Source organism: Rhodococcus sp. ARC_M12, from assembly GCF_022810385.1.
Lineage (GTDB): Bacteria > Actinomycetota > Actinomycetes > Mycobacteriales > Mycobacteriaceae > Rhodococcoides > Rhodococcoides navarretei.
This window is the reverse complement of sequence record NZ_JALGQI010000007.1, coordinates 41084-62808: the sequence shown is the minus strand read 5'-3', so window position 1 is coordinate 62808 and position 21725 is coordinate 41084. Positions and strand designations below refer to the sequence as shown.

22 protein-coding genes and 1 tRNA gene are annotated in these 21725 nt (G+C 64.0%); 9 read left to right on the top strand and 14 right to left on the bottom strand.

The window, feature by feature from the left end:
• Positions 1-74 precede the first annotated feature (74 nt).
• Together pyk and MTX35_RS10680 are read left to right on the top strand one after the other, a co-directional pair.
• A complete protein-coding gene (gene pyk, locus MTX35_RS10685; RefSeq protein WP_243594930.1) occupies positions 75-1493 on the top strand; it encodes a pyruvate kinase in 1419 nt (472 codons plus the stop codon).
• Positions 1494-1598: 105 nt separating this feature from the next.
• Complete coding sequence (locus MTX35_RS10680) at positions 1599-2423, top strand: acyl-CoA thioesterase II (RefSeq protein ID WP_243595090.1); 825 nt, start codon at positions 1599-1601, stop codon at positions 2421-2423.
• Here the strand turns inward: MTX35_RS10680 and MTX35_RS10675 are convergent.
• Entirely contained in the window at positions 2389-2907 is a 519-nt protein-coding gene (locus MTX35_RS10675; RefSeq protein ID WP_243594929.1) for a DNA-deoxyinosine glycosylase, read from the bottom strand. The genes MTX35_RS10680 and MTX35_RS10675 overlap by 35 nt on opposite strands.
• A gap of 57 nt (positions 2908-2964) precedes the next feature.
• On the opposite strand from MTX35_RS10675, the gene MTX35_RS10670 reads away from it, so the two are divergent.
• Positions 2965-3168 (top strand): hypothetical protein, encoded by a 204-nt coding sequence (locus tag MTX35_RS10670; RefSeq protein WP_243594928.1) that lies wholly within the window; start codon positions 2965-2967, stop codon positions 3166-3168.
• On the opposite strand, the gene MTX35_RS10665 is transcribed toward MTX35_RS10670, so the two are convergent.
• Positions 3144-3632, bottom strand: coding sequence for a DUF1772 domain-containing protein (locus MTX35_RS10665; RefSeq protein WP_243595089.1), 489 nt, complete (start codon positions 3630-3632; stop codon positions 3144-3146). The genes MTX35_RS10670 and MTX35_RS10665 overlap by 25 nt on opposite strands.
• Positions 3633-3784: 152 nt before the next feature.
• Between MTX35_RS10665 and MTX35_RS10660 the strand changes: the two genes are divergently transcribed.
• Positions 3785-4774 carry an AraC family transcriptional regulator gene (locus MTX35_RS10660; protein WP_243594927.1) on the top strand — a complete coding sequence of 330 codons (990 nt, stop codon included), beginning with the start codon at positions 3785-3787 and terminating at the stop codon, positions 4772-4774.
• On the opposite strand, the gene MTX35_RS10655 is transcribed toward MTX35_RS10660, so the two are convergent.
• The 3 genes from MTX35_RS10655 to MTX35_RS10645 form a co-directional block, all read right to left on the bottom strand.
• The gene (locus MTX35_RS10655) at positions 4759-5490 is read right to left on the bottom strand and encodes an AAA family ATPase (RefSeq protein ID WP_243594926.1); all 732 of its coding nucleotides are present in this window, start codon (positions 5488-5490) and stop codon (positions 4759-4761) included. The two genes, MTX35_RS10660 and MTX35_RS10655, sit on opposite strands and share 16 nt — an antisense overlap.
• Before the next feature lie 3 nt (positions 5491-5493).
• On the bottom strand, positions 5494-5670 hold the full coding sequence (locus tag MTX35_RS10650; RefSeq protein ID WP_170945993.1) for a hypothetical protein: 177 nt from the start codon (positions 5668-5670) through the stop codon (positions 5494-5496).
• 64 nt (positions 5671-5734) lie between these two features.
• Positions 5735-5811: transfer RNA gene (locus MTX35_RS10645), tRNA-Leu, on the bottom strand.
• A 120-nt stretch (positions 5812-5931) separates the two neighbouring features.
• Here MTX35_RS10645 and MTX35_RS10640 point away from each other — a divergent pair.
• Positions 5932-6564 (top strand): ANTAR domain-containing response regulator, encoded by a 633-nt coding sequence (locus MTX35_RS10640; protein ID WP_243594925.1) that lies wholly within the window; start codon positions 5932-5934, stop codon positions 6562-6564.
• A gap of 173 nt (positions 6565-6737) precedes the next feature.
• The gene (locus MTX35_RS10635; protein WP_243594924.1) at positions 6738-8072 is read left to right on the top strand and encodes an ABC transporter substrate-binding protein; all 1335 of its coding nucleotides are present in this window, start codon (positions 6738-6740) and stop codon (positions 8070-8072) included.
• Positions 8073-8211: 139 nt separating this feature from the next.
• Here the strand turns inward: MTX35_RS10635 and MTX35_RS10630 are convergent, their stop codons facing one another.
• Genes MTX35_RS10630 through MTX35_RS10615 form a run of 4 tightly spaced genes read right to left on the bottom strand, consistent with a single transcriptional unit; the run spans position 8212 to position 12421 of the window.
• The gene (locus MTX35_RS10630; RefSeq protein ID WP_121869703.1) at positions 8212-9027 is read right to left on the bottom strand and encodes an ABC transporter ATP-binding protein; all 816 of its coding nucleotides are present in this window, start codon (positions 9025-9027) and stop codon (positions 8212-8214) included.
• Positions 9027-10034 (bottom strand): ABC transporter ATP-binding protein, encoded by a 1008-nt coding sequence (locus MTX35_RS10625; protein WP_243595088.1) that lies wholly within the window; start codon positions 10032-10034, stop codon positions 9027-9029. Before MTX35_RS10625 ends, MTX35_RS10630 begins: the two co-directional genes overlap by 1 nt.
• 52 nt (positions 10035-10086) lie before the next feature.
• Positions 10087-11076, bottom strand: coding sequence for a branched-chain amino acid ABC transporter permease (locus MTX35_RS10620; RefSeq protein ID WP_121869704.1), 990 nt, complete (start codon positions 11074-11076; stop codon positions 10087-10089).
• A gap of 4 nt (positions 11077-11080) precedes the next feature.
• Positions 11081-12421: a branched-chain amino acid ABC transporter permease gene (locus tag MTX35_RS10615; protein WP_243594923.1), complete on the bottom strand. Its 1341-nt coding sequence runs from the start codon at positions 12419-12421 to the stop codon at positions 11081-11083.
• Positions 12422-12682: 261 nt separating this feature from the next.
• Between MTX35_RS10615 and polA the strand changes: the two genes are divergently transcribed.
• Complete coding sequence (polA, locus tag MTX35_RS10610) at positions 12683-15424, top strand: DNA polymerase I (RefSeq protein WP_243594922.1); 2742 nt, start codon at positions 12683-12685, stop codon at positions 15422-15424.
• A gap of 100 nt (positions 15425-15524) precedes the next feature.
• Here polA and trxA read toward each other — a convergent pair whose 3' ends face one another.
• The 3 genes from trxA to MTX35_RS10595 all read right to left on the bottom strand — a co-directional run bounded on the left by trxA (position 15525) and on the right by MTX35_RS10595 (position 17699).
• Entirely contained in the window at positions 15525-15896 is a 372-nt protein-coding gene (trxA, locus tag MTX35_RS10605; protein WP_243594921.1) for a thioredoxin, read from the bottom strand.
• Positions 15897-15983: 87 nt separating this feature from the next.
• Positions 15984-16982, bottom strand: coding sequence for a helix-turn-helix domain-containing protein (locus tag MTX35_RS10600; protein WP_243594920.1), 999 nt, complete (start codon positions 16980-16982; stop codon positions 15984-15986).
• 210 nt (positions 16983-17192) lie between these two features.
• The gene (locus MTX35_RS10595) at positions 17193-17699 is read right to left on the bottom strand and encodes a 2'-5' RNA ligase family protein (protein ID WP_243594919.1); all 507 of its coding nucleotides are present in this window, start codon (positions 17697-17699) and stop codon (positions 17193-17195) included.
• Between the two features lie 10 nt (positions 17700-17709).
• Between MTX35_RS10595 and MTX35_RS10590 the strand changes: the two genes are divergently transcribed.
• Positions 17710-18807 carry an isocitrate/isopropylmalate dehydrogenase family protein gene (locus tag MTX35_RS10590; protein WP_243595087.1) on the top strand — a complete coding sequence of 366 codons (1098 nt, stop codon included), beginning with the start codon at positions 17710-17712 and terminating at the stop codon, positions 18805-18807.
• Between the two features lie 15 nt (positions 18808-18822).
• On the opposite strand, the gene MTX35_RS10585 is transcribed toward MTX35_RS10590, so the two are convergent.
• On the bottom strand, positions 18823-19647 hold the full coding sequence (locus MTX35_RS10585; protein WP_243594918.1) for a class I SAM-dependent methyltransferase: 825 nt from the start codon (positions 19645-19647) through the stop codon (positions 18823-18825).
• 214 nt (positions 19648-19861) lie between these two features.
• Here MTX35_RS10585 and rpsA point away from each other — a divergent pair, with 214 nt between their 5' ends.
• Positions 19862-21340: a 30S ribosomal protein S1 gene (gene rpsA / locus MTX35_RS10580; RefSeq protein ID WP_027497255.1), complete on the top strand. Its 1479-nt coding sequence runs from the start codon at positions 19862-19864 to the stop codon at positions 21338-21340.
• A 156-nt stretch (positions 21341-21496) separates the two neighbouring features.
• On the opposite strand, the gene MTX35_RS10575 is transcribed toward rpsA, so the two are convergent.
• The gene (locus MTX35_RS10575) at positions 21497-21706 is read right to left on the bottom strand and encodes a hypothetical protein (protein WP_243594917.1); all 210 of its coding nucleotides are present in this window, start codon (positions 21704-21706) and stop codon (positions 21497-21499) included.
• Between the last annotated feature and the right edge of the window lie 19 nt (positions 21707-21725).

The following is a 21725-nucleotide window of genomic DNA, read 5'->3' as shown; positions in this document are numbered from 1 at the left end:
GCTACCGATCGGTAGTATTCCGGTGGAGTCGTCTGCGATAGAGAACGCGGCGTCCAGCGGCTAGGCTCGCTTTCGTGAGCCGACGTACGAAGATTGTCTGCACCCTTGGACCCGCAACCGCAACCACAGAGCGCATCCGTGAACTCGTCGAGAGTGGCATGGATGTCGCACGACTGAACTTCAGCCATGGTGATCACCCCGATCATCAGGCCAACTACGAGAGGGTTCGCGCAGCATCGGACGCCACCGGCAAAGCCGTGGGCATTCTGGCCGACCTGCAGGGACCGAAAATTCGTCTCGGGCGTTTCGCCGAGGGCTCGACCACCTGGGCGGCCGGCGAGCTGATCCGCATCACCGTCGAAGAGTGCGAGGGCACTCACGACCGGGTGTCGACCACGTACAAGGAGCTGGCCCAGGACGCCAGGGAAGGCGACCGCCTCCTCGTCGACGACGGCAAGGTCGGCCTCGTGGTCACCGGTGTCGAAGGAAACGACGTGTTGTGCCGTGTCACCGAAGGTGGACCGGTCAGCAACAACAAGGGCGTGTCCCTGCCGGGCATGGACGTCTCCGTTCCCGCCATGAGCGAGAAGGACATCGCGGACCTCGAATTCGCCCTCGCTCTGGGATGCGACTTCATCGCGCTGTCGTTCGTTCGCTCGCCTGCGGACGTCGAACTCGTGCACGCCGTCATGGATCGTGTCGGCCGCCGAGTTCCCGTCATCGCCAAGCTCGAGAAGCCCGAAGCCGTCGACAATCTCGAAGCCATCGTGCTCGCCTTCGACGCGATCATGGTCGCCCGCGGTGACCTCGGTGTCGAGTTGCCCCTCGAGCAGGTTCCGCTGGTGCAGAAGCGCGCCATCCAGATCGCCCGCGCCAACGCCAAGCCCGTCATCGTCGCGACCCAGATGCTCGAGTCGATGATCGAGAACTCCCGCCCGACGCGCGCCGAGGCGTCCGACGTCGCCAATGCCGTGCTCGACGGTACCGACGCGGTCATGCTGTCCGGTGAGACTTCGGTGGGCAAGTACGTGATGGAAACAGTGCGGACCATGGCCCGCATCGTCGAGACGGTCGAGACCGAGGGTGACAGCGTTCCTCCGCTGACCCACGTGCCGCGCACCAAGCGTGGAGTCATCTCCTACGCCGCCCGTGACATCGGCGAGCGTCTGGACGCGAAGGCTCTCGTTGCCTTCACGCAGTCGGGAGACACCGTTCGACGGTTGGCTCGCCTGCACACCAAGCTTCCTCTGCTCGCCTTCACCTCCATCTCCGAGGTTCGCAGTCAGCTGTCGCTGAGCTGGGGCACCGAGACGTTCCTGGTCCCCGATGTGGGCTCGACGGACGCGATGGTCAAAGAGGTCGACAAGGCGCTGCTCGAACTCGGTCGGTACAACAAGGGCGATCAGGTCGTGATCGTGGCCGGTGCCCCTCCCGGCACAGTAGGCTCGACCAACTTGATCCATGTGCACCGAATCGGAGAAGAGGACCGGTAAGTGGTCGAAGCGGGGGGAACCGGCGTCAGCGAAAGCGCGTCGAGCAGTACAGCTGTACGAAGGACCGATCTCGAGAAGCTCCTCGATCTCCTTGTACTCGAGGAGATCGAGGAGGACGTGTTCGTCGGTGTTCATCCCGAACAGGTGGGGAGCCGAACGTTCGGGGGGCAACTGGTTGCACAGGGGCTGATCGCGGCCGGACGCACCGTCTCCGGCACCTCTCGCGACGTGCACGCGATCAACGCCCACTTCATCCGCGGCGGTGATGTCAAGAAGCCCATCGAGTACCGGGTCTCCAGGCAACGCGACGGACGAGCCTTCGCCAACCGCCAGGTCACCGCCGTGCAGGACGGTAACGAGCTGTTCGTCATGCTCGCTGCCTTCCAGGATTTCGGCAAGGGACTCGAGCACAGCGTCGAGGTGCCCGAGGTTCCGTACCCCGACGCACTGCCTCCGCTCGGCGATCACTTCGTCGGTTACGAGGACCGGCTGCAGATGTTCGTCGACGCCCTCAAGCCGATCGACATGCGCTACGCGAACGACCCGGCGTGGATCATGCAGGGCACCGGCGAGAAGCTCAACCACAATCGGGTCTGGATGAAGGCCGACGGCGATCTGCCGGACGAGTCGATCTTTCATGCCGCGACCATGGGGTACGCGTCGGACACGACGGTGCTCGATTCGATCATCACCACCCACGGTCTCTCGTGGGGACTCGATCGCATCGTGGCGGCGACGGTCAATCACTCCATCTGGTTCCACCGCCCGTTCCGATTCGACGAGTGGGCTCTCTACGCCACCGAATCACCGGTCGCAGCCGGGTCCCGTGGACTGGCCACCGGACGGTTCTTCTCGATGGACGGTCTGTTGCTGGCCACCGTCGTGCAGGAAGGTCTCATTCGACATTTCCCGAAGCGGGTCCGGGCCTGAGTGCATCCGACCACGCGCGCGTCTTTGCATCCAGGTTCAGTGAGGCGTGCGCAGGACTGGTCGACGGTAGTCGAGTGAACGTCACGTGGGGCGTCACCGCCGTCGCGTGACGACGGTAGCTCTCGTCGGCCTTGGCACCGTTGAAGAGCACCCTGTCGATGCCGGGATTCTCGGCGAACAGTGTCTCGAAATCGTTTGCCACGATGGAGGATTCGATGATCGCCGAGTCCAGGCTTCCTTTGCGCGTGCACAGCTTCAGTACATCCCACACCGCGACGCCATTTCTGCGCAGACGCTCGGTTCGTTCGTCGTAGAGAAGTTCGGGGCCCGCATCGAACAGTGCTCCCATGATCGGCCAGAACGCATTTCGCGGATGCGCGTAGTACTGCTGGGCGGCCAGCGACGCGACGCCGGGCATCGATCCCAGAATCAGGGTGGTTGCGCCTCGGCCGAGAATCGGCTCGAAACTGTGCACCACGGTCATTGCGTGATTACAGCAAATCCCCGCGGGGGCACCGGACGGGGGACCACAATGGACGTCATGTTGGATCCACGCGTACTCGACAACAACGAACTCGAAGCCGAACTCGCCGCACTGCGCCGGGGGCGTGACGCCGCGATGGACGAAGGCGCGCGGGACGTCTCGACCGCGGACACCGACCACCTGATAGCGCGGTTCGAAGAAGAAATCCGTAAGCGACACCAGGATTCGGTGTCCGATCAGCCCAGCGTCGATCTGCCCTGACCTGCAATCAGGGCCGCGCAGGCCGCGGTTGCGGCAATCGTTCTGACGTTGTTCCATCGCGTCCATTTGTCGGCGAAGTTCTGCCACACCTGGTCTCCTGCGGGGCTGCCCGGGTCGACTCCGGCCAACGCGTCGTTGAGCGGAACGTTGAGGGCCATCGTGATCGCGACGCAGCCGACCACGTAGAGAACGGCACCGCTCACGACGAGCAGGGGTGAACCCCGATCGGTCGACATGGCGAGAATCGCTGCGAGAGTGCACGATACGGCCGTTCCGAAGAACAGGCAGAGAAACATCGGGTTGAGAATCGCCGCATTGAATCTCTGCATGGCGGCGATGGCGTCGGGTACCGGCAGTGTTGCCAGGCCGGGGAGCACGCTGATGGAGAAGGCGAGCAGCACTCCTGCGACCAGCCCGCATCCGATCGCGGACACGAGGGTGGCGACCGAGGACGCCCGCTCCATCACGACGGGTCTGTTCGGTTGATGTTCACGGTCGGTGATCCTTTCGACGGGGATTTGTCCTGTCGTCCACTGTCGCTCGGAACAGCAGGATGATCAATGCTCGAAACGCCGGATTCGATGTCCGATCGTCCAAGTGATGCAACAATCGATCGATGCGTGGACTCGACCCCTGGAAGTCGCCCGATCCGCTCGGTGAGGCCCTGCACTTTCTGCGGTTGACCGGATCGTTCTACGTACGATCCGAGATGAGCGGTTCGTGGGGTCTCGACCTGCCCGCCATGGAGGACGCGCTGTGGTTTCACACGGTGGTGGACGGTCGGTGCCTGCTGTCGGTTCCCGATGAGCCGACGCGTGAGCTGGTGCCCGGCGATTTCGCATTGGTCCCGCATGGGCGAGGTCACGTTCTCGCCGCCGACGAGGATGCGGCGACACGAGCGGCGAGTGTGTACGACCTCCCGCACGAGTACGTCAGCGACCGATACGCGGTGATCACTCACGGTGAGGGAGCAGGACCGGCCGCCACCCTGGTGTGCGGAGCGGTGCGGCTGGATCACCCTGCGGCGCAACAGCTCGTCCGTCTGCTGCCTGCTGTGGTGTTCGTCGATGCAGAGCCCGGACCGAAACAAGCGAGGATGCAGAACGTCCTGGCGATGGTGGCGGACGAAGCCCGAGTCCTCGAGCCCGGGGGAGAGGCGGTCATCACCCGGCTGTCCGACATTCTGGTGATCCTCGCACTGCGGTCATGGATCGCCAGCAGTCCGCGAGCGCAGTCCGGGTGGCTCGGAGCGTTGCAGGACGACCGAATCGGAGCTGCGTTGGCTCTGATTCATCGACATCCCCACGAGCGGTGGACCGTTGCGGCTCTGGCGTCGAGCGCCAACATGTCGCGTTCGGCGTTCTCGGCGCGTTTCACCGAACTGGTCGGCGAATCGGTGATGAGCTACCTGGCGACGTGGCGAATGCAGGTCGCGTATCAGACCTTGCGTTCCGAGGACGTCGTGCTGTCCGAATTGGCCCGACGCAGTGGGTATCTCTCGGAGGCGGCATTCGGTAAGGCCTTCAAACGGGCGATGGGGGTTTCCCCGGGAAGTGTGCGTCGCCGTCGTGAGGTGTCGATGGCCGACGGTCAGTCGAGCAGATGACGGAGATAGCTGTTCGGGTCCTCGAGGTAGCGACGCCAGTGCTGTACCAATTCGAGTTCGTCCCAGGTACTTCGGCGTAGACCGTGTTCGCCGACTTCGACGATGTCCGCACCGGGGGTCGACGCCAGAATCGGTGAGTGGGTGGCGCAGACGATCTGCGCGCCCTCGTTGCCCAGCTCGGACATCAGTGCAACGAGCTGCAGGCACGCGGTGAACGACAGGGCCGATTCCGGCTCGTCCAGAACGTAGAAACCGGGTTCGGCCAACATGGAGCCGAACATGGCCAGAAAGCCCTCACCATGACTCATCTCGGCGGTGTTCTCGTCCCAGAACCCCGGCATACCGCCGAGGTTCTCGGCCATGTCGAACGCGGTCTCGGCGCGGAGAAAGAACCCGCGCTTGTTCAGTCTCGGGCCACGAAGCATTCGAGAACCCCGCGGCGTGGTCTCGAGTTCGAGTACCTCGCCCAGCGCGCTGGTCACCTCGTCGAGTCGACGAGATTGTTGCGCTGCCCGTCCGCCACGGGCATCGATACCGAAACCCTCGGCGATCGCCTCGACGAGGGTCGACTTACCGGAACCGTTGTCGCCGACCAGAATTGTGACCGGTGCCAGGAACTCGAGTCCCTCGCGAGCGAGGTCGGCGACAGCAGGCACGGTGAAGGGCCAGTCCGATCCGACATCGTCGGCGTGGACGTAGGCGCGTTCTACGAACATGATTCAGGCAGTCACCAAGCGATCGACGTAACCGGTCTCGTGGGCGGTGTCGGCGCTGCAGGTGTAGTAGACCCACTCCGCCGACCGATCCGCCGAATCTCCGAACCGATGGTCGACCTTCGCTGCGCACAAACTGCCCGCACTGGTGTCATGGCAACGAAGACTGCTGGGTATGTACATCGCTCCACTGTAGGCGTGATCGGCGCAGACCATTACCGACGTCGCGAACGGGAATGCATTCACGTGGTGCCCTCGGTGAGACTCGAACTCACACTGGACGGGTTTTGAATCCGTTTCCTCTGCCAATTGGGATACGAGGGCTGGCGTCTTTCAAGCAACGATTGACGAGTTTAGAAGATGCGCTTTCGGCCTCGCGCACCGGTACCCTTCAGATGCTCGACGGCCCTGATGGGCGATGACTGTCAAAGGAGACCGATACAGATGAATGCTCCTGGTGCGAACGGTACTGGCAAGCCCCCGCTTCGCGTGGTTGTGGCAGAGGACGAATCCCTGATCCGACTCGACCTCGTGGAGATGCTCCGGGAGGAGGGCTACGACGTGGTCGGTGAAGCGGCCGACGGTCAGCAGGCGGTGGAGCTGGCCGTCGAACTGCGTCCCGATCTGGTCATCATGGACGTCAAGATGCCGCGTCGGGACGGAATCGATGCGGCCTCGGAGATCGCCGAGAAGCGCATCGCGCCCGTGGTCATTCTCACCGCGTTCAGTCAGCGCGAACTGGTGGAGAAGGCGCGCGATGCCGGGGCCATGGCCTACCTCGTCAAGCCGTTCACCAAAGCCGATCTGATGCCCGCGGTGGAGTTGGCGGCCAGTCGCTTCGGCGAGATTTCCGCCCTCGAATCCGAGATTGCCGATCTGCAGGATCGGCTCGAGACACGCAAGTTGATCGAGAAGGCCAAGGGGATCCTGATGACCTCGCAGTCGCTCACAGAACCACAGGCGTTCAAGTGGATTCAACGCGCCGCGATGGACCGCAGGACCACGATGAAAGCGGTCGCCGAAGTAGTGATCGAGACACTCGGTACTCCTGCGAACAAGCCTGCGGCAGAGGGATGATCGGCCCGCGAAAGCTACGGCCACGTAAAACTTCGACTCCCTAGGTCACAGTCAGGTCACGAGCCTCGTTCTAGGCCTTGCGAATCGGTTCCGAGCGTTAGCGTCTGATCCACACGTGAGCCACATGCAACTCAGGTGCGCTTCAACGACGAGCAATTTCAAGGAGAACCTAGATGGCAATTCGGACCTATGTCCGCACGGCTGCGGTGCTGAGCGTCACCTCGCTCGCACTGTTCGGCTGTTCGTCGAGCGACGACTCGGGCTCGACCGACTCCACCACTGCCGGCGGCGGCACTGCAGCCGCGGAAACGACCGTCTCCACCGATTGCGAGCCCGAGCAGGCCACAGCAGGGGCCACGCCCGTCACCGATCCTCTGGTCGTCGGAACCTTGCTGCCCAACACCGGCAGCCTGGCCTTCCTCGGACCGCCCGAGGTCGCCGGTGTGCAGCTCGCCGTCAACGACATCAATGCGGCCGGCGGCGTCCTGGATCAGCCGGTCACGCTCATTCCCGGCGACTCCGGTGACACCACCACCGACACCGCCAACACCACCGTCGACCGACTGCTCGCAGGCGGTGCCGACGTCATCGTCGGTGCCGCGTCCTCCGCGGTCTCCCTTCAGGTCATCGACAAGATCACCAGCGCGGGCGTCGTGCAGATCTCGCCGGCCAACACGTCCGACCAGTTCGTCTGCTACCCGGACAGCGGCCTCTACTTCCGCACTGCTCCCACCGATGTGCTGCAGGCTCAGGCCCTCGCGGATCTCATCGCCCAGGACGGTGCGCAGCGGGTGTCCATCCTCGCCCTGAACGACCCGTACGGAACGGGCCTGGCCAACAACACGGTCGAGAACCTCGAAGCCGCCGGGATCGCGTCCGATCAGCTCCAGACGATCATCTACGACCCCAACGCTCAGTCGTACAACGCCGAGATCGACGACGTGAACAACTTCGCGCCCGATGCCGTCGCGGTGATCGGATTCGACGAGTCCGCTCGCATCATCACCCGTATGCACGAGCTCGGAATCGGACCGTCCGACGGCACGTTGGTCTACGGCGTCGACGGCAACATGGGCAATGCACTCGGCGAGTCGATGGCTCCGGGTCTGCTCGACACGATGCGGGGCACCACGCCGCTGACCGACGTCGGCACCGCGTTCCAGGACCGACTCAAGACCGTCGATCCCGCGCTGGTCGACTTCAACTATGCGGGTGAGTCCTACGACGCCGTGGTCATTCCTGCCCTGGCCGCCGTTCAGGCCGGATCGACTGCGGGCGTGGATATCGCGGCCAACATCAACAGTGTCACCAAGGACGGCGAGAAGTGCACGACGTTCGAGGAATGCCTTCCGCTGCTGCAGGCCGGCACCGACATCGACTACGACGGTGTCACCGGTGCGCTCAACTTCAGTGACGCAGGCGAACCGGCAACCGGTTCGTACGGCAACCTGGTCTTCGGCCCGGACAACACCCTCACCACGGACGGATACATCGTCGTCGGTGAGTGATCGATAGACGCTCGTACACGAAGGCCCGAGTCCGGAACACGGACTCGGGCCTTCGTGTGTCCCGGACGATCGGCACGGGCACACGAAACAGCCCCGGTTCGGACCACACCGAACCGGGGCTGCACGTCTCGAGGAGCTGCTACTTCTTCTCTTTGCTTCCCGCCAGAGTGCCGAGGTAGAGCTCGATCACCTTCGGGTCGTTCATCAACGCCGGTCCGGTGTCGGTGTATGCGTTGCGGCCCTGATCGAGAACGTAGCCGCGGTCGCAGATCTGCAGGCATCGACGGGCATTCTGCTCGACCATGATGATCGAGACACCGGCCGCGTTGATCTTCTTGCAGCGGATGAACACCTCGTCCTGAAACATCGGAGACAAACCGGCCGACGGCTCGTCGAGCAGCAGTACCGATGGTTCCATCATCAGCGCGCGGCCCATGGCCACCATCTGGCGCTCACCGCCCGAGAGCGCGCCCGCTTTGACCTTGCGGCGATCGCTCAGAAGCGGAAAGAGCTCGCTGACGAAGTCGAAGCGTTCGTTGAACTTCTTGGGACGCAGATAGATTCCCATTTCGAGGTTCTCTTCGATGGTGAGCGACGGGAACACATTCTGCGTCTGCGGGACGTAGCCGACGCCTTTCGTCACCAGTACGTGTGCTTCCGCGGACGTGATGGTGTCGCCGCGCAGTTTGACGCTGCCCTCCCGAACGGCAACGAGCCCGAACAGCGTTTTCAGCAGCGTCGACTTGCCTGCCCCGTTGGGTCCGATGATCCCGACGATCTCGCCGTCGTTGAGGAAGAAGTTGCACTCACTGAGGATGTTCACACCGGGGATGTACCCGGCGACCAAGCCGTCGGCGCGGAGCAGAGCACCTTCGGCGAGGCGGGCGTGTTCCCCGGGGGTGGCCGCGAACTCCGCGGGTGTCAGTTGCTGCTTCTCGGTGGTCGGTTCGCTCATCAGTTGACCTCCTTGGCCCGGTGGGATCCACCGTCGGTGGTGTCGGGCTTCACGAACTCCGGTTCTGACAAGTCGCCACCGGCCGCAAGTTCCTCGACTTCGGCTTTCTTCAGCGCCTCTGCCAGTTCCGCCGTCGCGCCGACGGGATTGCCGTCGGCGTCGAACTCCAGCGCCTGATCGTGATGGCTACCGAGGTACGCATCGACGACGGCACCGTTGTTGGACAGTTCCTCCGGCGTCGACTCGGCGATCACGCTGCCCTGTGCCATCACCACTACCCAGTCGCTGATGTCTCGGATGACGTCCATGTCGTGTTCGACGAAGACCACTGTCATGCCGTCGTCGCGCAGTGACTTGATGTGCCCCAGAAGGGATTGCGTCAGCGCGGGATTGACCCCGGCCATCGGCTCGTCGAGCATCACCACGGACGGGTCCGTCATCAGCGCGCGGGCCATCTCGAGCAGTTTGCGCTGGCCACCGGACAGTGAGCCGGCGAGGTCGTCGGCCTTGGCGTCGAGTTTGAAGCGGGCGAGCAACTCGTTGGCGCGCTCGGTGACCTCGCGCTCCTGGGCTTTCCACGTCCAGGGCAGAAATGTGTTCAGAATTTTCTCGCCGCGCTGCCCGGTGGCACCGAGGCGAACGTTGTCCAGCACGGTGAGTTTCGACAGTGCTTTGGTGAGCTGGAACGTTCTGACGACACCCTTGCGGGCCACCTGATGCGGATGCATCTTGCCGAGTTCCTGACCGTCCATCGACCAGGTGCCGGTGTCGGGGCGATCGAACCCGGTGAGCAGATTGAAGAGCGTCGTCTTGCCGGCACCGTTCGGCCCGATCAGACCGGTGATGCAGCCGCGTTGAATCTCCAGATGCGCGACATCGACGGCCTTGAGCCCGCCGAACGTGCGCGAGATGCCATCCACGACGAGAGTCGGATCGGGTTTCGGCGACCCGGGTTCGCCTGCTACTCCGGCGAACAGCGCCGCACGCTGATCGGCGTCGAGAGCCATGGCAGCCCGAGATTCGAGGGTGCTGGAATTCTTGTTCGGCGAGTTCTTCGCGTCAGGCATTGAGCTGAACCTCTCGCTTGTTGCCGAGAATGCCCTGAGGCCTGAACACCATCAGTAGTGCGATCAGGATTCCCAGGAGGACGAAACGGGTGGCACCGACCTGCTGCTCGGTGAGATCGAGCAGCGGATCGGGCCCCGAGATGGCTTGACGCAGAATGGCGTCCGGGATCGAAAGCAGGAACCAGAAGAGCATGGCTCCGACGACAGGGCCGAACACAGTGGCCGCGCCGCCGAGAATCAGCGCTCCGAAGGCGAAGAACGTCTGCGCCGTGGAGTAGAAGTCGGGGTTGATCGACTTGGTCTGCAGGGCGTTGAACACGCCGCCCATGCCGCCGATCACGCCACCGAGCACGAGCGCTTGCATCTTGTAGACGAAGACGTTCTTACCGAGCGAACGCGCAGCATCCTCGTCTTCGCGCACTGCCTTCAGGACGCGGCCCCACGGGCTGTGTGTCAGGAGATAGACGACGCCGCAGAGGATGAGGACCAGCGACCAGCCGACGACCATGGCCCACAGATCGTCACCGTAGAACTTCACCCCGACGAAGTCGTATTGCTTGCCCGAATCGAATGGGCTGAGCGAGGTGAACGGATCGGCAAATCCGAAGAGGCCGTTGGTCGATGCGGTCACCGAGTCGCTGGCGGTGGATCTGAACACGAGACGAAGGATTTCCGACGCGGCAATCGTCACGATGGCCAGATAGTCGGCGCGCAGTCGTAGCGTGGGGATGCCGAGCACCAGAGCCAACAGACCGGCCGCACCGAGGCCGACCAGAATGCCCAACCACAGCGGCTGCTCGTAGGTGATGGTCATGATGCCCACGCCGTAGCCGCCGAGCAGCGCGAAGCCGATCTGACCGAAGTTGAGCAGGCCGGCGTAGCCGAAGTGCAGGTTCAAGCCGATGGCGAGCAGCGCATAGAAGATCGCGGACGGCCCGACGAGCTGAGCGAGGGAAACCTGGAGTGCTCCGAGAATATCCATGAGGTCACCCGATCCTTTGCCGCGAGCCGAGTATGCCCTGCGGCCTGACGATGAGGATGAGTATCAAGACGAGCAGTCCTCCGATGTACTTGAGATCGGGATTGATTACCAGCGTCGACCACTGCACGAGCAGACCCACGATGACGCAGCCGAGGAATGCCCCGTACGCGGTTCCCAGTCCGCCCAAGGTGATTCCGGCGAACATCAGCAGTAGAAGCTTGAAGCCCATCTCCCATTGCACGCGACCGGCGAGTTCGGAGAGTCCGAACAGAACACCGCCGAGGGCGGCGAGACCGCCGCCGAGGCACCATACGAACGTCACTACGCGCTCGACGTTGATGCCAGAGGATGCGGCGAGGTCGCGATTGTCGGCGACGGCACGCATGGCCTTGCCGATTCGAGTGCGCTGCAACATGAGTGCGACACCGACGAGAACGACGATGCTGATGATGATGCATGCCAGGTTGACGTTGGTGATGGCGAACGGACCCCATTCGTTTTGGGTCTGCGCCTGGTAGTCGGCGAAGGGCTCGGCGCGATCGGAGAAGAAGATGAGGATGAGGTAGCGCAGGGCGATCGCGAGTCCGATCGACACCACGAGCTGCGCGATGAGGCCGGTTCGACGTTTTCGCAGCGGTTTCCAGATGGCCGCGTTGTTGAGCCAGCCGATGGCGACGCCGACGATGATCGCGAGGATCGTGGCCGGGATGAGTTGGATGCCCATCGTCACGTTGAAGACCCAGGCGGCAACCGCGCCGAGCGTGACCAGCTCACCGTGCGCGAAGTTGGTCAGTCCGGTGGTTCCGAAGATCAGGCTCAGTCCGACGGCCGCCAGTGCGATGACGAGTCCGAACCGAAAGCCGTCCACCGTCGTTCGCAGGAACTGCTCCCAGACCGGGACGCTGGTGGCGGTTCTGGCCTCACCGAACGAGAAGATGACGGTGTTGGAACGCCCGGCCTCCACATCGCGCTGGACCTCGCCCTGGACGCTGACGCCGTCGGGGAGCGTTTCCTGAACTACCTGGAATGTGTATGTGCCGGGAGACAATTCGATGGTCCATCGGCCGCCGGTCTCACTGGTGGTGCGGGCGACCTCCGAGCCGGACGCGTCGAGCGCCGCCACGTCGACGCCCACGAGGCGCTCGCCACCGTTGTTCAGGGATCCGGCGACGCTGACGGCGTCTGCGGGCGGTGCCTGTTCGGCGCTGGTCCCCGGTGCTGCCGGGGGAGTGGGGGAAGGTTCCTGGGCCAATGCCGGCGCACTGAACAGCAGCGCGGCAATGGAACTCAGAACGGCGAGTAGGAGTGTTCGCTGGAAGAGCCGAACGGCAGATCTTGCGCGCAACCTCGGCGGTTGCACCTTTCTGGTCCATCGAACATTTGGAGCCACGCACGTCCTCCGGACGGTTGTCGTTGTGCCACGGGTATGTGGGTTTCCTGCAATTGTCGGACTCTATCCGCTGAAACGACGCAAAATCGGCGACTGAGATTTCCGGAAAGTATCGGTTGTGTTTCGCGGTGCGCGACGGCCGCCGTGAGTGCGATCGCGTCGTGGCTCGTGCATCCGGCTACGAGTTGTCGGACCGGCTCCCTAGACTGGTCAACCGTGAGCCCAGTAACGGAGAAAAGTGCAGCGCCCGCAGCCGAGACCGATGCGAAAGCGGGCGGGGAGCGGCCCACGTTGCTGCTCATCGACGGCCACTCGATGGCGTTCCGGGCCTTCTTCGCGTTGCCCGCGGACAACTTCAAGACCACCAGCGGTCAGTCCACCAACGCCGTGTACGGGTTCACCTCGATGTTGATCAATCTGTTGCGAGACGAGAAACCGACGCACATCGCGGCCGCGTTCGACGTCTCGCGGCAGACCTTCCGCGCCGAGCGGTTCCCCGAGTACAAGGCCAACCGCAGCAAGACGCCGGACGAGTTCGCCGGCCAGGTCGACATCACCAAGGACGTACTCGGTGCCATGGGCATCCCGGTGATGGCAGAGGCGGGCTTCGAGGCGGACGACATCATCGCCACTCTGGTGACCCAGGCAGAAGCGCTCGGTTACCGCGTCCTCGTGGTCACCGGTGACCGGGATGCGCTGCAGCTCGTGACCGACAACGTCACGGTGCTGTATCCGCGTAAGGGCGTCTCGGACCTGACTCGGTTCACCCCCGACGAGGTCGCCACCAAGTACGGATTGACGCCGTCGCAGTATCCGGATTTCGCGGCCCTGCGCGGCGACCCGAGCGACAATCTTCCCGGCATTCCTGGGGTCGGCGAGAAGACGGCGACCAAGTGGATCATCGAATACGGCTCCCTCACAGCTCTCGTGGACAATGTGGACAAGGTCAAGGGCAAGGTGGGGGAAGCTCTGCGCGCCAACCTGTCGAGTGTGGTGCTCAACCGGGAGCTCACCGAGATGGTGCGCGACGTGCCGTTGCCCTTCACTCCCGATCAGCTCGAACTGGCTCCGTGGGATCGCGAGAAGATCCACGCCTTGTTCGACGATCTGGAGTTCCGCATTCTGCGGGACCGGTTGTTCGAGACTCTCGCGTCGGTCGAACCCGAGGCGGAGGAAGGTTTCGATGTCCGCGGCGGCATCGTCGCGCCGGGCGAACTCGCCGCATGGTTGGCAGAACACGCATCCGACGGCCGACGCAGCGGGCTGTCGATCCTCGGTCCGCGCCGGCCCTTCGACAGCGACGCGACCTCGGTGGCGATCGCTGCGGCCGACGGTGAGGGGGCGTTCGTCACGACGACCGCTCTGGACGAATCCGACGAGCAGGCACTCGCCGCCTGGCTCGCCGATCCTGCGCAACCCAAGGCGCTGCACGAGGCCAAGTGGGCTCTGCACGCCGTGCGCGGGCGGGGCTGGACCCTCGGTGGGTTGACCACCGACACCGCCCTGGCGGCGTACCTGGTTCGGCCCGGCCAGCGATCGTTCAATCTCGACGACCTGTCGTTGCGCTACCTCAAACGCGAACTCCGGGTGGAGGATACGGGTGAAGGTCAGATGTCGTTGCTCGATGCCGAGGACACCGCCGATGCGGCGTTCGCAGAGGGCGAGATCCTCAAGGCGCGGGCCGTCATCGACCTGGCCGATGCGCTGGACTCCGAGCTCGCCGCCATCGAGTCGACCACCCTGCTCTCCGAGATGGAGCTGCCTCTGCTGACAGTGTTGGCCGATGTCGAGGCAACGGGTATCGCCGTGAACGGTGATCATCTCCGCGCACTGCAGTCCGGATTCGCGGCACAGGTCGACGAGGCCGCGAACGCCGCCTACGGCGTGATCGACAAGCAGATCAACCTCGGGTCACCGAAGCAGCTGCAGGTGGTGCTGTTCGAGGAACTCGACATGCCCAAGACGAAGAAGACCAAGACCGGGTACACCACCGATGCCGATGCGCTGCAAGGGTTGTTCGAGAAGACCGAGCACCCGTTCCTGAAATTCCTGCTCGATCACCGCGACGCGACGCGGATGAAGGTCACTGTCGATGGCCTGCTGAAATCCGTTGCCGACGACGGACGCATTCACACCACGTTCAATCAGACGGTGGCGGCCACCGGACGGCTGTCGTCCACCGAGCCGAACCTCCAGAACATTCCGGTGCGCAACGAGGCGGGTCGCCACATCCGTGACGGCTTCGTCGTCGGGGCCGGGTACGACACCCTGCTCACCGCCGACTACAGCCAGATCGAGATGCGCATCATGGCGCACGTCTCGGGCGACGAAGGGCTGATCGAGGCGTTCAACACCGGCGAGGACCTGCACAGTTTCGTCGGTGCCCGGGCGTTCGGCGTGCCGATCGAGGAGGTCACCCCCGAATTGCGTCGTCGGGTCAAGGCGATGTCGTACGGATTGGCCTACGGACTGAGCGCATTCGGTCTCGCAGCGCAGCTCAAGATCTCCACCGACGAGGCGAAACAGCAGATGGAGGCGTACTTCGCGCGGTTCGGTGGCGTCCGCGACTACCTGCGCAACGCCGTCGAGGAAGCACGCAAGGTGGGGTACACCTCCACGCTGTACGGCAGGCGTCGCTACTTGCCCGATCTCAACAGTGACAATCGTCAGCGCCGCGAGGTCGCCGAGCGGGCCGCACTCAACGCCCCGATCCAGGGCACCGCCGCAGACATCATCAAGGTCGCGATGATCGACGTGCACCGATCGCTGGCGGAGTCGACGCTGAAGTCACGAATGCTGTTGCAGGTGCACGACGAACTGGTACTCGAGGTCGTCGAATCCGAGCGTGAGGAAGTCGAGGCGCTGGTACGCGACAAGATGTCCTCGGCCATCGAACTGTCGGTGCCGCTGGAAGTCTCGGTCGGCACCGGCCGCAGCTGGGACGCCGCTGCACACTGATTCGAGAGCGCACTGACTCGAGGCGGCGCAGGAAAGAACGACGAAGGGCCGCTCACCGAATTCGGTGAGCGGCCCTTCGTACGTGTACAGCGACCAGAAACTACTCGGCCTCGGGAGCCTGCTCGGCGATCTGCTGGCGAACGACGTCCATGTCGAGTGCCTTGATCTGACCGACGAGGTCCTCGAGCGCCGGTGCAGGCAGTGCGCCTGGCTGTGCGTACACGAGAATGCCTTCGCGGAACGCCATGATCGTCGGAATCGACTGGATCTGCGCTGCGGCTGCCAGGCCCTGCTCGGCCTCGGTGTCCACCTTGGCGTGCACGACGTCGGGGTGTGCGTCGGACGACTTCTCGAAGGTGGGAGCGAACTGGCGGCACGGTCCGCACCAGGACGCCCAGAAATCGACCAACACCACGTCGTTGCTCGTCACGATCTCGTCGAAATTCTGCTGGGTCAAAGTCTGAGTGGCCACGCGGTCCCTTTCGTTTGATTGCGCTTCTGGTGTGTCTCAACGCCGGTACTCGCCGGAATCATCCCGGCTGCGTCGGAGAGCCGTGTGTCAGGCGGGCAAGGGTGCGGCGCGGAACGTCCGGCGGTACGAGTTCGGGGTGGTGCACCGCAACCGCACGAAGTGCTGCCGCAGAGCGGCGGCATTTCCGAAGCCGACCACCTCGGCGATCGAATCCATCGGCAGATCCGAGTTCTCCAACAGCTGCTGAGCTGCCAGCACACGTTGGTCGTTGAGCCACCGCGCGGGTGTCGTTCCGGTCTCGGCGGCGAACTTGCGAGCGAATGTGCGCGCCGACATGTTCACCCGCGCCGCCAATCGACCGATGGTCAGTTCGGAGTCCAGATTCTCGGTCATCCAGTCCAGCAGCGGTGCCAATGTCTCGGTGCGAGTGGCGGGCAGGGGACTGGTGACGAATTGAGCCTGGCCGCCGTCACGATGCGGAGGAACCACCATCCTGCGGGCGATCCCGTTCGCCACGACGCTGCCCTGGTACTTGCGCACGATGTGCAGGCACAGATCGATACCGGCCGCCGTGCCTGCGCTAGTCAGCACGTTTCCGTCGTCGACGTAGAGGACGTTCGGATCGACCTGCGCGAGTGGGTATTTCGCGGCCAGCACAGCGGAATGCCGCCAATGCGTCGTACAGGGGCGGCCGTCGAGCAGCCCGGCCTTGCCCAGAACGAAGGCACCGTTGCACAGGCTGGCGACCATGGCACCCCGGTCGACGGCTGCGCGAAGTTTGGCCAGTAGTGGCTCGATCGACGAGTCGTATCCGACCCCGCAGACGTAGGTGCCGTCTTCGGCGGCTTCGGTGCCACCGGCCGGAATGATGATCAGATCGGCGCTGTCGAGACTGTCGAGATCGTGTGGCACGTCGATGGCGTACCCGAAACGGGTGCGGATCGGTTGGGGGACACCTGCGATCAAGGAGAAGTCGTAGGTGGGTAGGCCCTCGTCCGAGCGATCGAATCCGAACACCTCGCAGGCGACGCCCAGCTCGAACTGTTCGGTCAACGGCATCAGCGCGACGACCACTCGTTTCAGCATGCACAGAAGTATGGCAGAAATTCGTCGAAGTGTGGCGTTACTGCCACTCGTGCACTGTCTTCGCAGGTTGGAAGCTAACGGAATGACAATTGTATTGGTGGTTGTGCTGATGTTCCTGGCCCTCGACGCCGTCGTGCTCGCTGGCTTCGCTCCCGATACTCATGCGGAGGTGACTCAATTCGGTGATTTCCGGTTCTAGGGTGCCGGCGGTCAGCCGATTCGCCACTCGCGTTTGCCCTCGCCGTCCCATCGGCGCAGCGCAACCGCAGATCCGACCAGATCGTCGACGTCGGCCGAGAGCAGGCGCACCGCTGCTCCTGCCTCCTCGGGCGTCAATCGCCGGGCCAGCGTCAGGTGGGGTGTCCATCGGCCGGGTTCGAGGTGCTCCAGCGAACGATCGACCACGGCCTCGAACAGCCGGGCGTGCAGATCGAGCAACTCGCTCGACGGAACGACCAGTCGCGCCAACGTGATCGTTCGACCACCGAACACGACGAGCCCGCCGAGACGCACATCGAACGGATCGAAGCGGACAGCATCACCGTCGTCCACCGCGGCCGGCATCGACGACGCCACCGCGACGGTGACGTGCGGACGGTTCGATTCACCGCGGTGCCGGTTCTGACTCGGGAGGCCTGCTTCGGACAGTGCCGACCACTCGCGGCGAACCGCTGCGTCGAGGCCGGAGTCGAGGAGAAGTTCTGCGGACTGCACCATGGAGGCCATGATGTCGCAGACGGACGGTCGGAACGCAACGGCGCTACGGATCGGGGCCATGACCGGCGACGGGATCGGCCACGAGATCGTGCCCGCAACGATTCGGGTGGTCGACGCCGCCCTCGTGGCCGCCGATGGACCGGCAGTCGACTGGGTGCACCTGCCGATAGGGCTCGGTGCCATCGACGAGCACGGGACGCCCATGCCCGATTCCACGCTCGCGACGTTGGGCGAGCTCGAAAGCTGGATTCTCGGACCACACGACAGCGCGTCCTATCCGGACCCCTTCCGGTCACAGCTGACTCCGGGCGGACGGATTCGCAAGGAGTTCGACCTGTTCGCCAACATCCGGCCCGCGAGGGCGCTACCGGGTGTGCGGGCCGTGTCCCCGCGGATGGATCTGGTGGTCGTGCGGGAGAACACCGAGGGGTTCTACGCCGATCGCAACATGTTCGTCGGCAGCGGAGAGTTCATGCCCACCCCCGATGTCGCACTGGCGGTCGGAGTGTTCACGCGCGCGGCCTGCGAACGCATTGCCCGCGAGGCCTTCTCTCTGGCGGAGCGACGCAGCCGCAAGCTCGCGATCGTGCACAAGACCAACGTGCTGGCCATGACCACGGGGCTGTTTCGCGATGCGTGCCGCGCAGTGGGCGAACAATTTCCGCACGTCGAGGTCGCCGAGGAACACGTCGACGCGCTCGCGGCGCATCTGGTTCGACGAGGCGAGGATTACGACGTCATCGTGGCCGAGAACATGTTCGGCGACATTCTGTCGGATCTGACGGGCGAGCTGTCCGGGTCGCTCGGCACCGCGCCGTCGCTCAATTCCTCGGAAACTCAGGCCATGGCGCAGGCCTCCCACGGTTCGGCTCCGGACATCGCGGGCAAGAACCGTGCCAACCCGACTGCCCTCTTCCTGTCCGCCGCGATGCTGCTCGAGTGGCTCGCCCCGCGGCATCGGGACGAGCGGCTCGCCGCAGCCGCACGCCGCATCCGACATGCCGTCGAGGCCACGGTCGAATCCGGGGTAGCGACCGCGGACCTCGGCGGACAGGCGTCGACCAGTGCCTTCACCGAAGCCGTCGAAGCCCGGGTGCACCGGCGCTGATCGAGGCGCTCTCGGTCAGTTCGGTTTGCGGCTGCTGAAGATCGCGGTGCCCGGGAAGAGCTGGCCGCGCAGTGGGCTCCACTGACCCCACTCGCGGTCGAGCCACTCCGGCCAGTCCGGCTCGACGATGTCGCGAACCTCCAGCCCTGCGGCGACCAGCTCGCGCACGCGGTCACCGATCGTGCGGTGATGCTCTACGTAGTTGGGGGTCCCGTCGGCGTCGTACTCGACGTACGGGGTTCGGTCGAAATACGGAATCGTCGCGGTCAAACCGCCCACCCCGGGATCGTCGGGGAAGATCCAGCGCATCGGATGATTGACCGCGAACACCCAGATCCCGCCCGGCCGCAGTACCCGCGCGACTTCCTTCATCACATTGGCGGAGTCCGCGACGAACGGCACCGCACCGAAGGCCGAGCAGACGATGTCGAATCGCTCGTCGGCGAACGGCAAGGACTCCGCACTGGCCTGTACCAGGGGAACCGTCGATCCGCCGGTGGTCATGGCGTCGACGCCGCGCTGCAGCATGGCCATCGAGATGTCGAGACCGATCGCGCGCGCTCCCTGAGACCCGAGCCAGCGTGCGCACGGTGCACTGCCGCAGCCCACCTCGAGAACGTCCTTGTCCGCGACGTCGCCCAGTAGATGCACGTCGCCCTCGTGCAGCCCCTCCGGGCACCAGACGAACTCTCCGGATTCGGTCGCCACTCCCAGAAACGCGCCATGGGTCCGGTGATAGTTCTCGGCGTCGGAATCCCACCAGAGACGACTCGCACGGTCGCTCGCGACCGAGTCGATTCGGCCGCGGCCGGGCGTGGACGCTGTGGAAAGATCGGTCACACGCCGACTCTAACCGGGTTTGTGCTGGTACTGCGGCATCGCGTACCCTGTTCAACGCGAGTGTGTTCATGCTGCGCTCGAGTCGGGTTCGCCCGTCGTCGACGCATGCGGACCCGGCAACGGATCGCCGAAGACGCTCGTGCTGCACACGTTTCACCTGGTCCGACCGAACATCCATCAACCGATACCCAACCCGTCCGGAGCAACTCAACACATGCCCTCAACCACAACCTCACCGCAGGTAGCCGTCAACGATATCGGCTCCGCAGAGGATTTTCTCGCCGCCATCGACGCCACGATCAAGTACTTCAACGATGGTGACATCGTCGAGGGCACCATCGTCAAGGTCGATCGTGACGAGGTTCTACTCGACATCGGTTACAAGACCGAAGGCGTCATCCCTTCCCGCGAGCTCTCCATCAAGCACGATGTCGACCCCAACGAGGTCGTCTCCGTGGGAGATGAGATCGAAGCACTCGTCCTCACCAAGGAGGACAAGGAAGGCCGTCTGATCCTGTCCAAGAAGCGAGCTCAGTACGAGCGCGCTTGGGGCACGATCGAGGAGCTCAAGGAGAAGGACGAGGCCGTCAAGGGCACCGTCATCGAGGTCGTCAAGGGTGGACTCATCCTCGACATCGGTCTTCGTGGCTTCCTTCCCGCCTCGCTCGTCGAGATGCGTCGCGTTCGCGACCTCCAGCCGTACGTCGGCAAGGAGATCGAGGCCAAGATCATCGAGCTCGACAAGAACCGCAACAACGTGGTCCTGTCGCGCCGCGCATGGCTCGAGCAGACCCAGTCCGAGGTCCGCAGCGAGTTCCTGCACCAGCTCCAGAAGGGCCAGGTCCGCAAGGGCGTCGTGTCCTCCATCGTCAACTTCGGTGCCTTCGTGGACCTGGGTGGCGTCGACGGCCTGGTGCACGTCTCCGAGCTGTCCTGGAAGCACATCGATCACCCCTCCGAGGTTGTCGAGGTCGGCACCGAGGTCACCGTCGAGGTTCTCGACGTCGACCTGGACCGCGAGCGTGTTTCCCTCTCGCTCAAGGCAACTCAGGAAGATCCGTGGCGCCAGTTCGCTCGCACCCACGCGATCGGCCAGATCGTGCCCGGCAAGGTCACCAAGCTGGTTCCCTTCGGTGCATTCGTGCGCGTCGAAGAGGGCATCGAGGGCCTCGTGCACATCTCCGAGCTGGCCGAGCGCCACGTGGAGGTTCCGGACCAGGTCGTGGGTGTCGGCGACGACGCACTCGTCAAGGTCATCGACATCGATCTCGAGCGTCGCCGGATTTCGTTGAGCCTCAAGCAGGCCAACGAGGACTACGCAGAAGAGTTCGATCCGTCCAAGTACGGCATGGCCGACTCGTACGACGAGGGTGGCAACTACATCTTCCCCGAGGGCTTCGACTCCGAGACCAACGAATGGCTCGAAGGCTACGAGAAGCAGCGTGAAGAGTGGGAAGGTCGCTACGCCGAGGCAGAGCGTCGCCACAAGATGCACACCGCTCAGATGGAGAAGACGGCCAAGGACGAAGCTGCCGAAGCCGCCAACACCAACTACTCCTCCGAGTCGGGTCAGGCCCCCGCCGATGCAGAAGGCGACGCTCCCGCAGCGTCGGCTCCGGCCTCGACCGGTGGATCGCTGGCCAGCGATGCGCAGCTCGCTGCACTTCGCGAGAAGCTGTCGGGCAACGCCTGATAGAAGTGGTCCACCCGTGAGGGTGTGACACCGAGCCCCGGTTCTCCCTGTGAGAACCGGGGCTTTCTCGTTCGAATCAGGTGAGCAGAGTGCTTGCGGACATGACAATGGACCCGGTTCGGATGAACCGGGCCCATGTATGAGGGGGAGTGCGAACTACGCGGCGGTGGCTGGACTCCACTGGCCGACGGTCGCCGTGCGCTTGCGCATGGTGGCGAAGCTGTGGCGGGCGGGGGTCAGAAGGTTGGTGAACCAGTTACGCCGATGGTCGGCCAACGCCGAGGCTACTTCAGGAATGAGAATGCAATGAACGCCTGCATCCATGCCAAGGCGGTGCCGACCCGGTTGGATCTGATTGCTTCGCATGGGTGTCCTTTTCAATAGC

Excerpts from the sequence above, each read along its gene's own strand:
- MTX35_RS10620 (WP_121869704.1), bottom strand. The coding sequence starts at position 11,076 with ATGGATATTCTCGGAGCACTCCAGGTTTCCCTCGCTCAGCTCGTCGGG.
- MTX35_RS10655 (WP_243594926.1), bottom strand. The coding sequence starts at position 5,490 with ATGTTCGTAGAACGCGCCTACGTCCACGCCGACGATGTCGGATCGGAC.
- MTX35_RS10675 (WP_243594929.1), bottom strand. The coding sequence starts at position 2,907 with ATGACCGTGGTGCACAGTTTCGAGCCGATTCTCGGCCGAGGCGCAACC.
- MTX35_RS10670 (WP_243594928.1), top strand. The coding sequence starts at position 2,965 with ATGTTGGATCCACGCGTACTCGACAACAACGAACTCGAAGCCGAACTC.
- MTX35_RS10625 (WP_243595088.1), bottom strand. The coding sequence starts at position 10,034 with ATGGCTCTCGACGCCGATCAGCGTGCGGCGCTGTTCGCCGGAGTAGCA.
- MTX35_RS10660 (WP_243594927.1), top strand. The coding sequence starts at position 3,785 with ATGCGTGGACTCGACCCCTGGAAGTCGCCCGATCCGCTCGGTGAGGCC.
- rpsA (WP_027497255.1), top strand. The coding sequence starts at position 19,862 with ATGCCCTCAACCACAACCTCACCGCAGGTAGCCGTCAACGATATCGGC.
- MTX35_RS10630 (WP_121869703.1), bottom strand. The coding sequence starts at position 9,027 with ATGAGCGAACCGACCACCGAGAAGCAGCAACTGACACCCGCGGAGTTC.
- MTX35_RS10600 (WP_243594920.1), bottom strand. The coding sequence starts at position 16,982 with ATGCTGAAACGAGTGGTCGTCGCGCTGATGCCGTTGACCGAACAGTTC.
- MTX35_RS10575 (WP_243594917.1), bottom strand. The coding sequence starts at position 21,706 with ATGCGAAGCAATCAGATCCAACCGGGTCGGCACCGCCTTGGCATGGAT.
- MTX35_RS10665 (WP_243595089.1), bottom strand. The coding sequence starts at position 3,632 with ATGGAGCGGGCGTCCTCGGTCGCCACCCTCGTGTCCGCGATCGGATGC.
- MTX35_RS10595 (WP_243594919.1), bottom strand. The coding sequence starts at position 17,699 with ATGGTGCAGTCCGCAGAACTTCTCCTCGACTCCGGCCTCGACGCAGCG.
- MTX35_RS10590 (WP_243595087.1), top strand. The coding sequence starts at position 17,710 with ATGTCGCAGACGGACGGTCGGAACGCAACGGCGCTACGGATCGGGGCC.
- MTX35_RS10650 (WP_170945993.1), bottom strand. The coding sequence starts at position 5,670 with ATGTACATACCCAGCAGTCTTCGTTGCCATGACACCAGTGCGGGCAGT.
- MTX35_RS10635 (WP_243594924.1), top strand. The coding sequence starts at position 6,738 with ATGGCAATTCGGACCTATGTCCGCACGGCTGCGGTGCTGAGCGTCACC.
- MTX35_RS10640 (WP_243594925.1), top strand. The coding sequence starts at position 5,932 with ATGAATGCTCCTGGTGCGAACGGTACTGGCAAGCCCCCGCTTCGCGTG.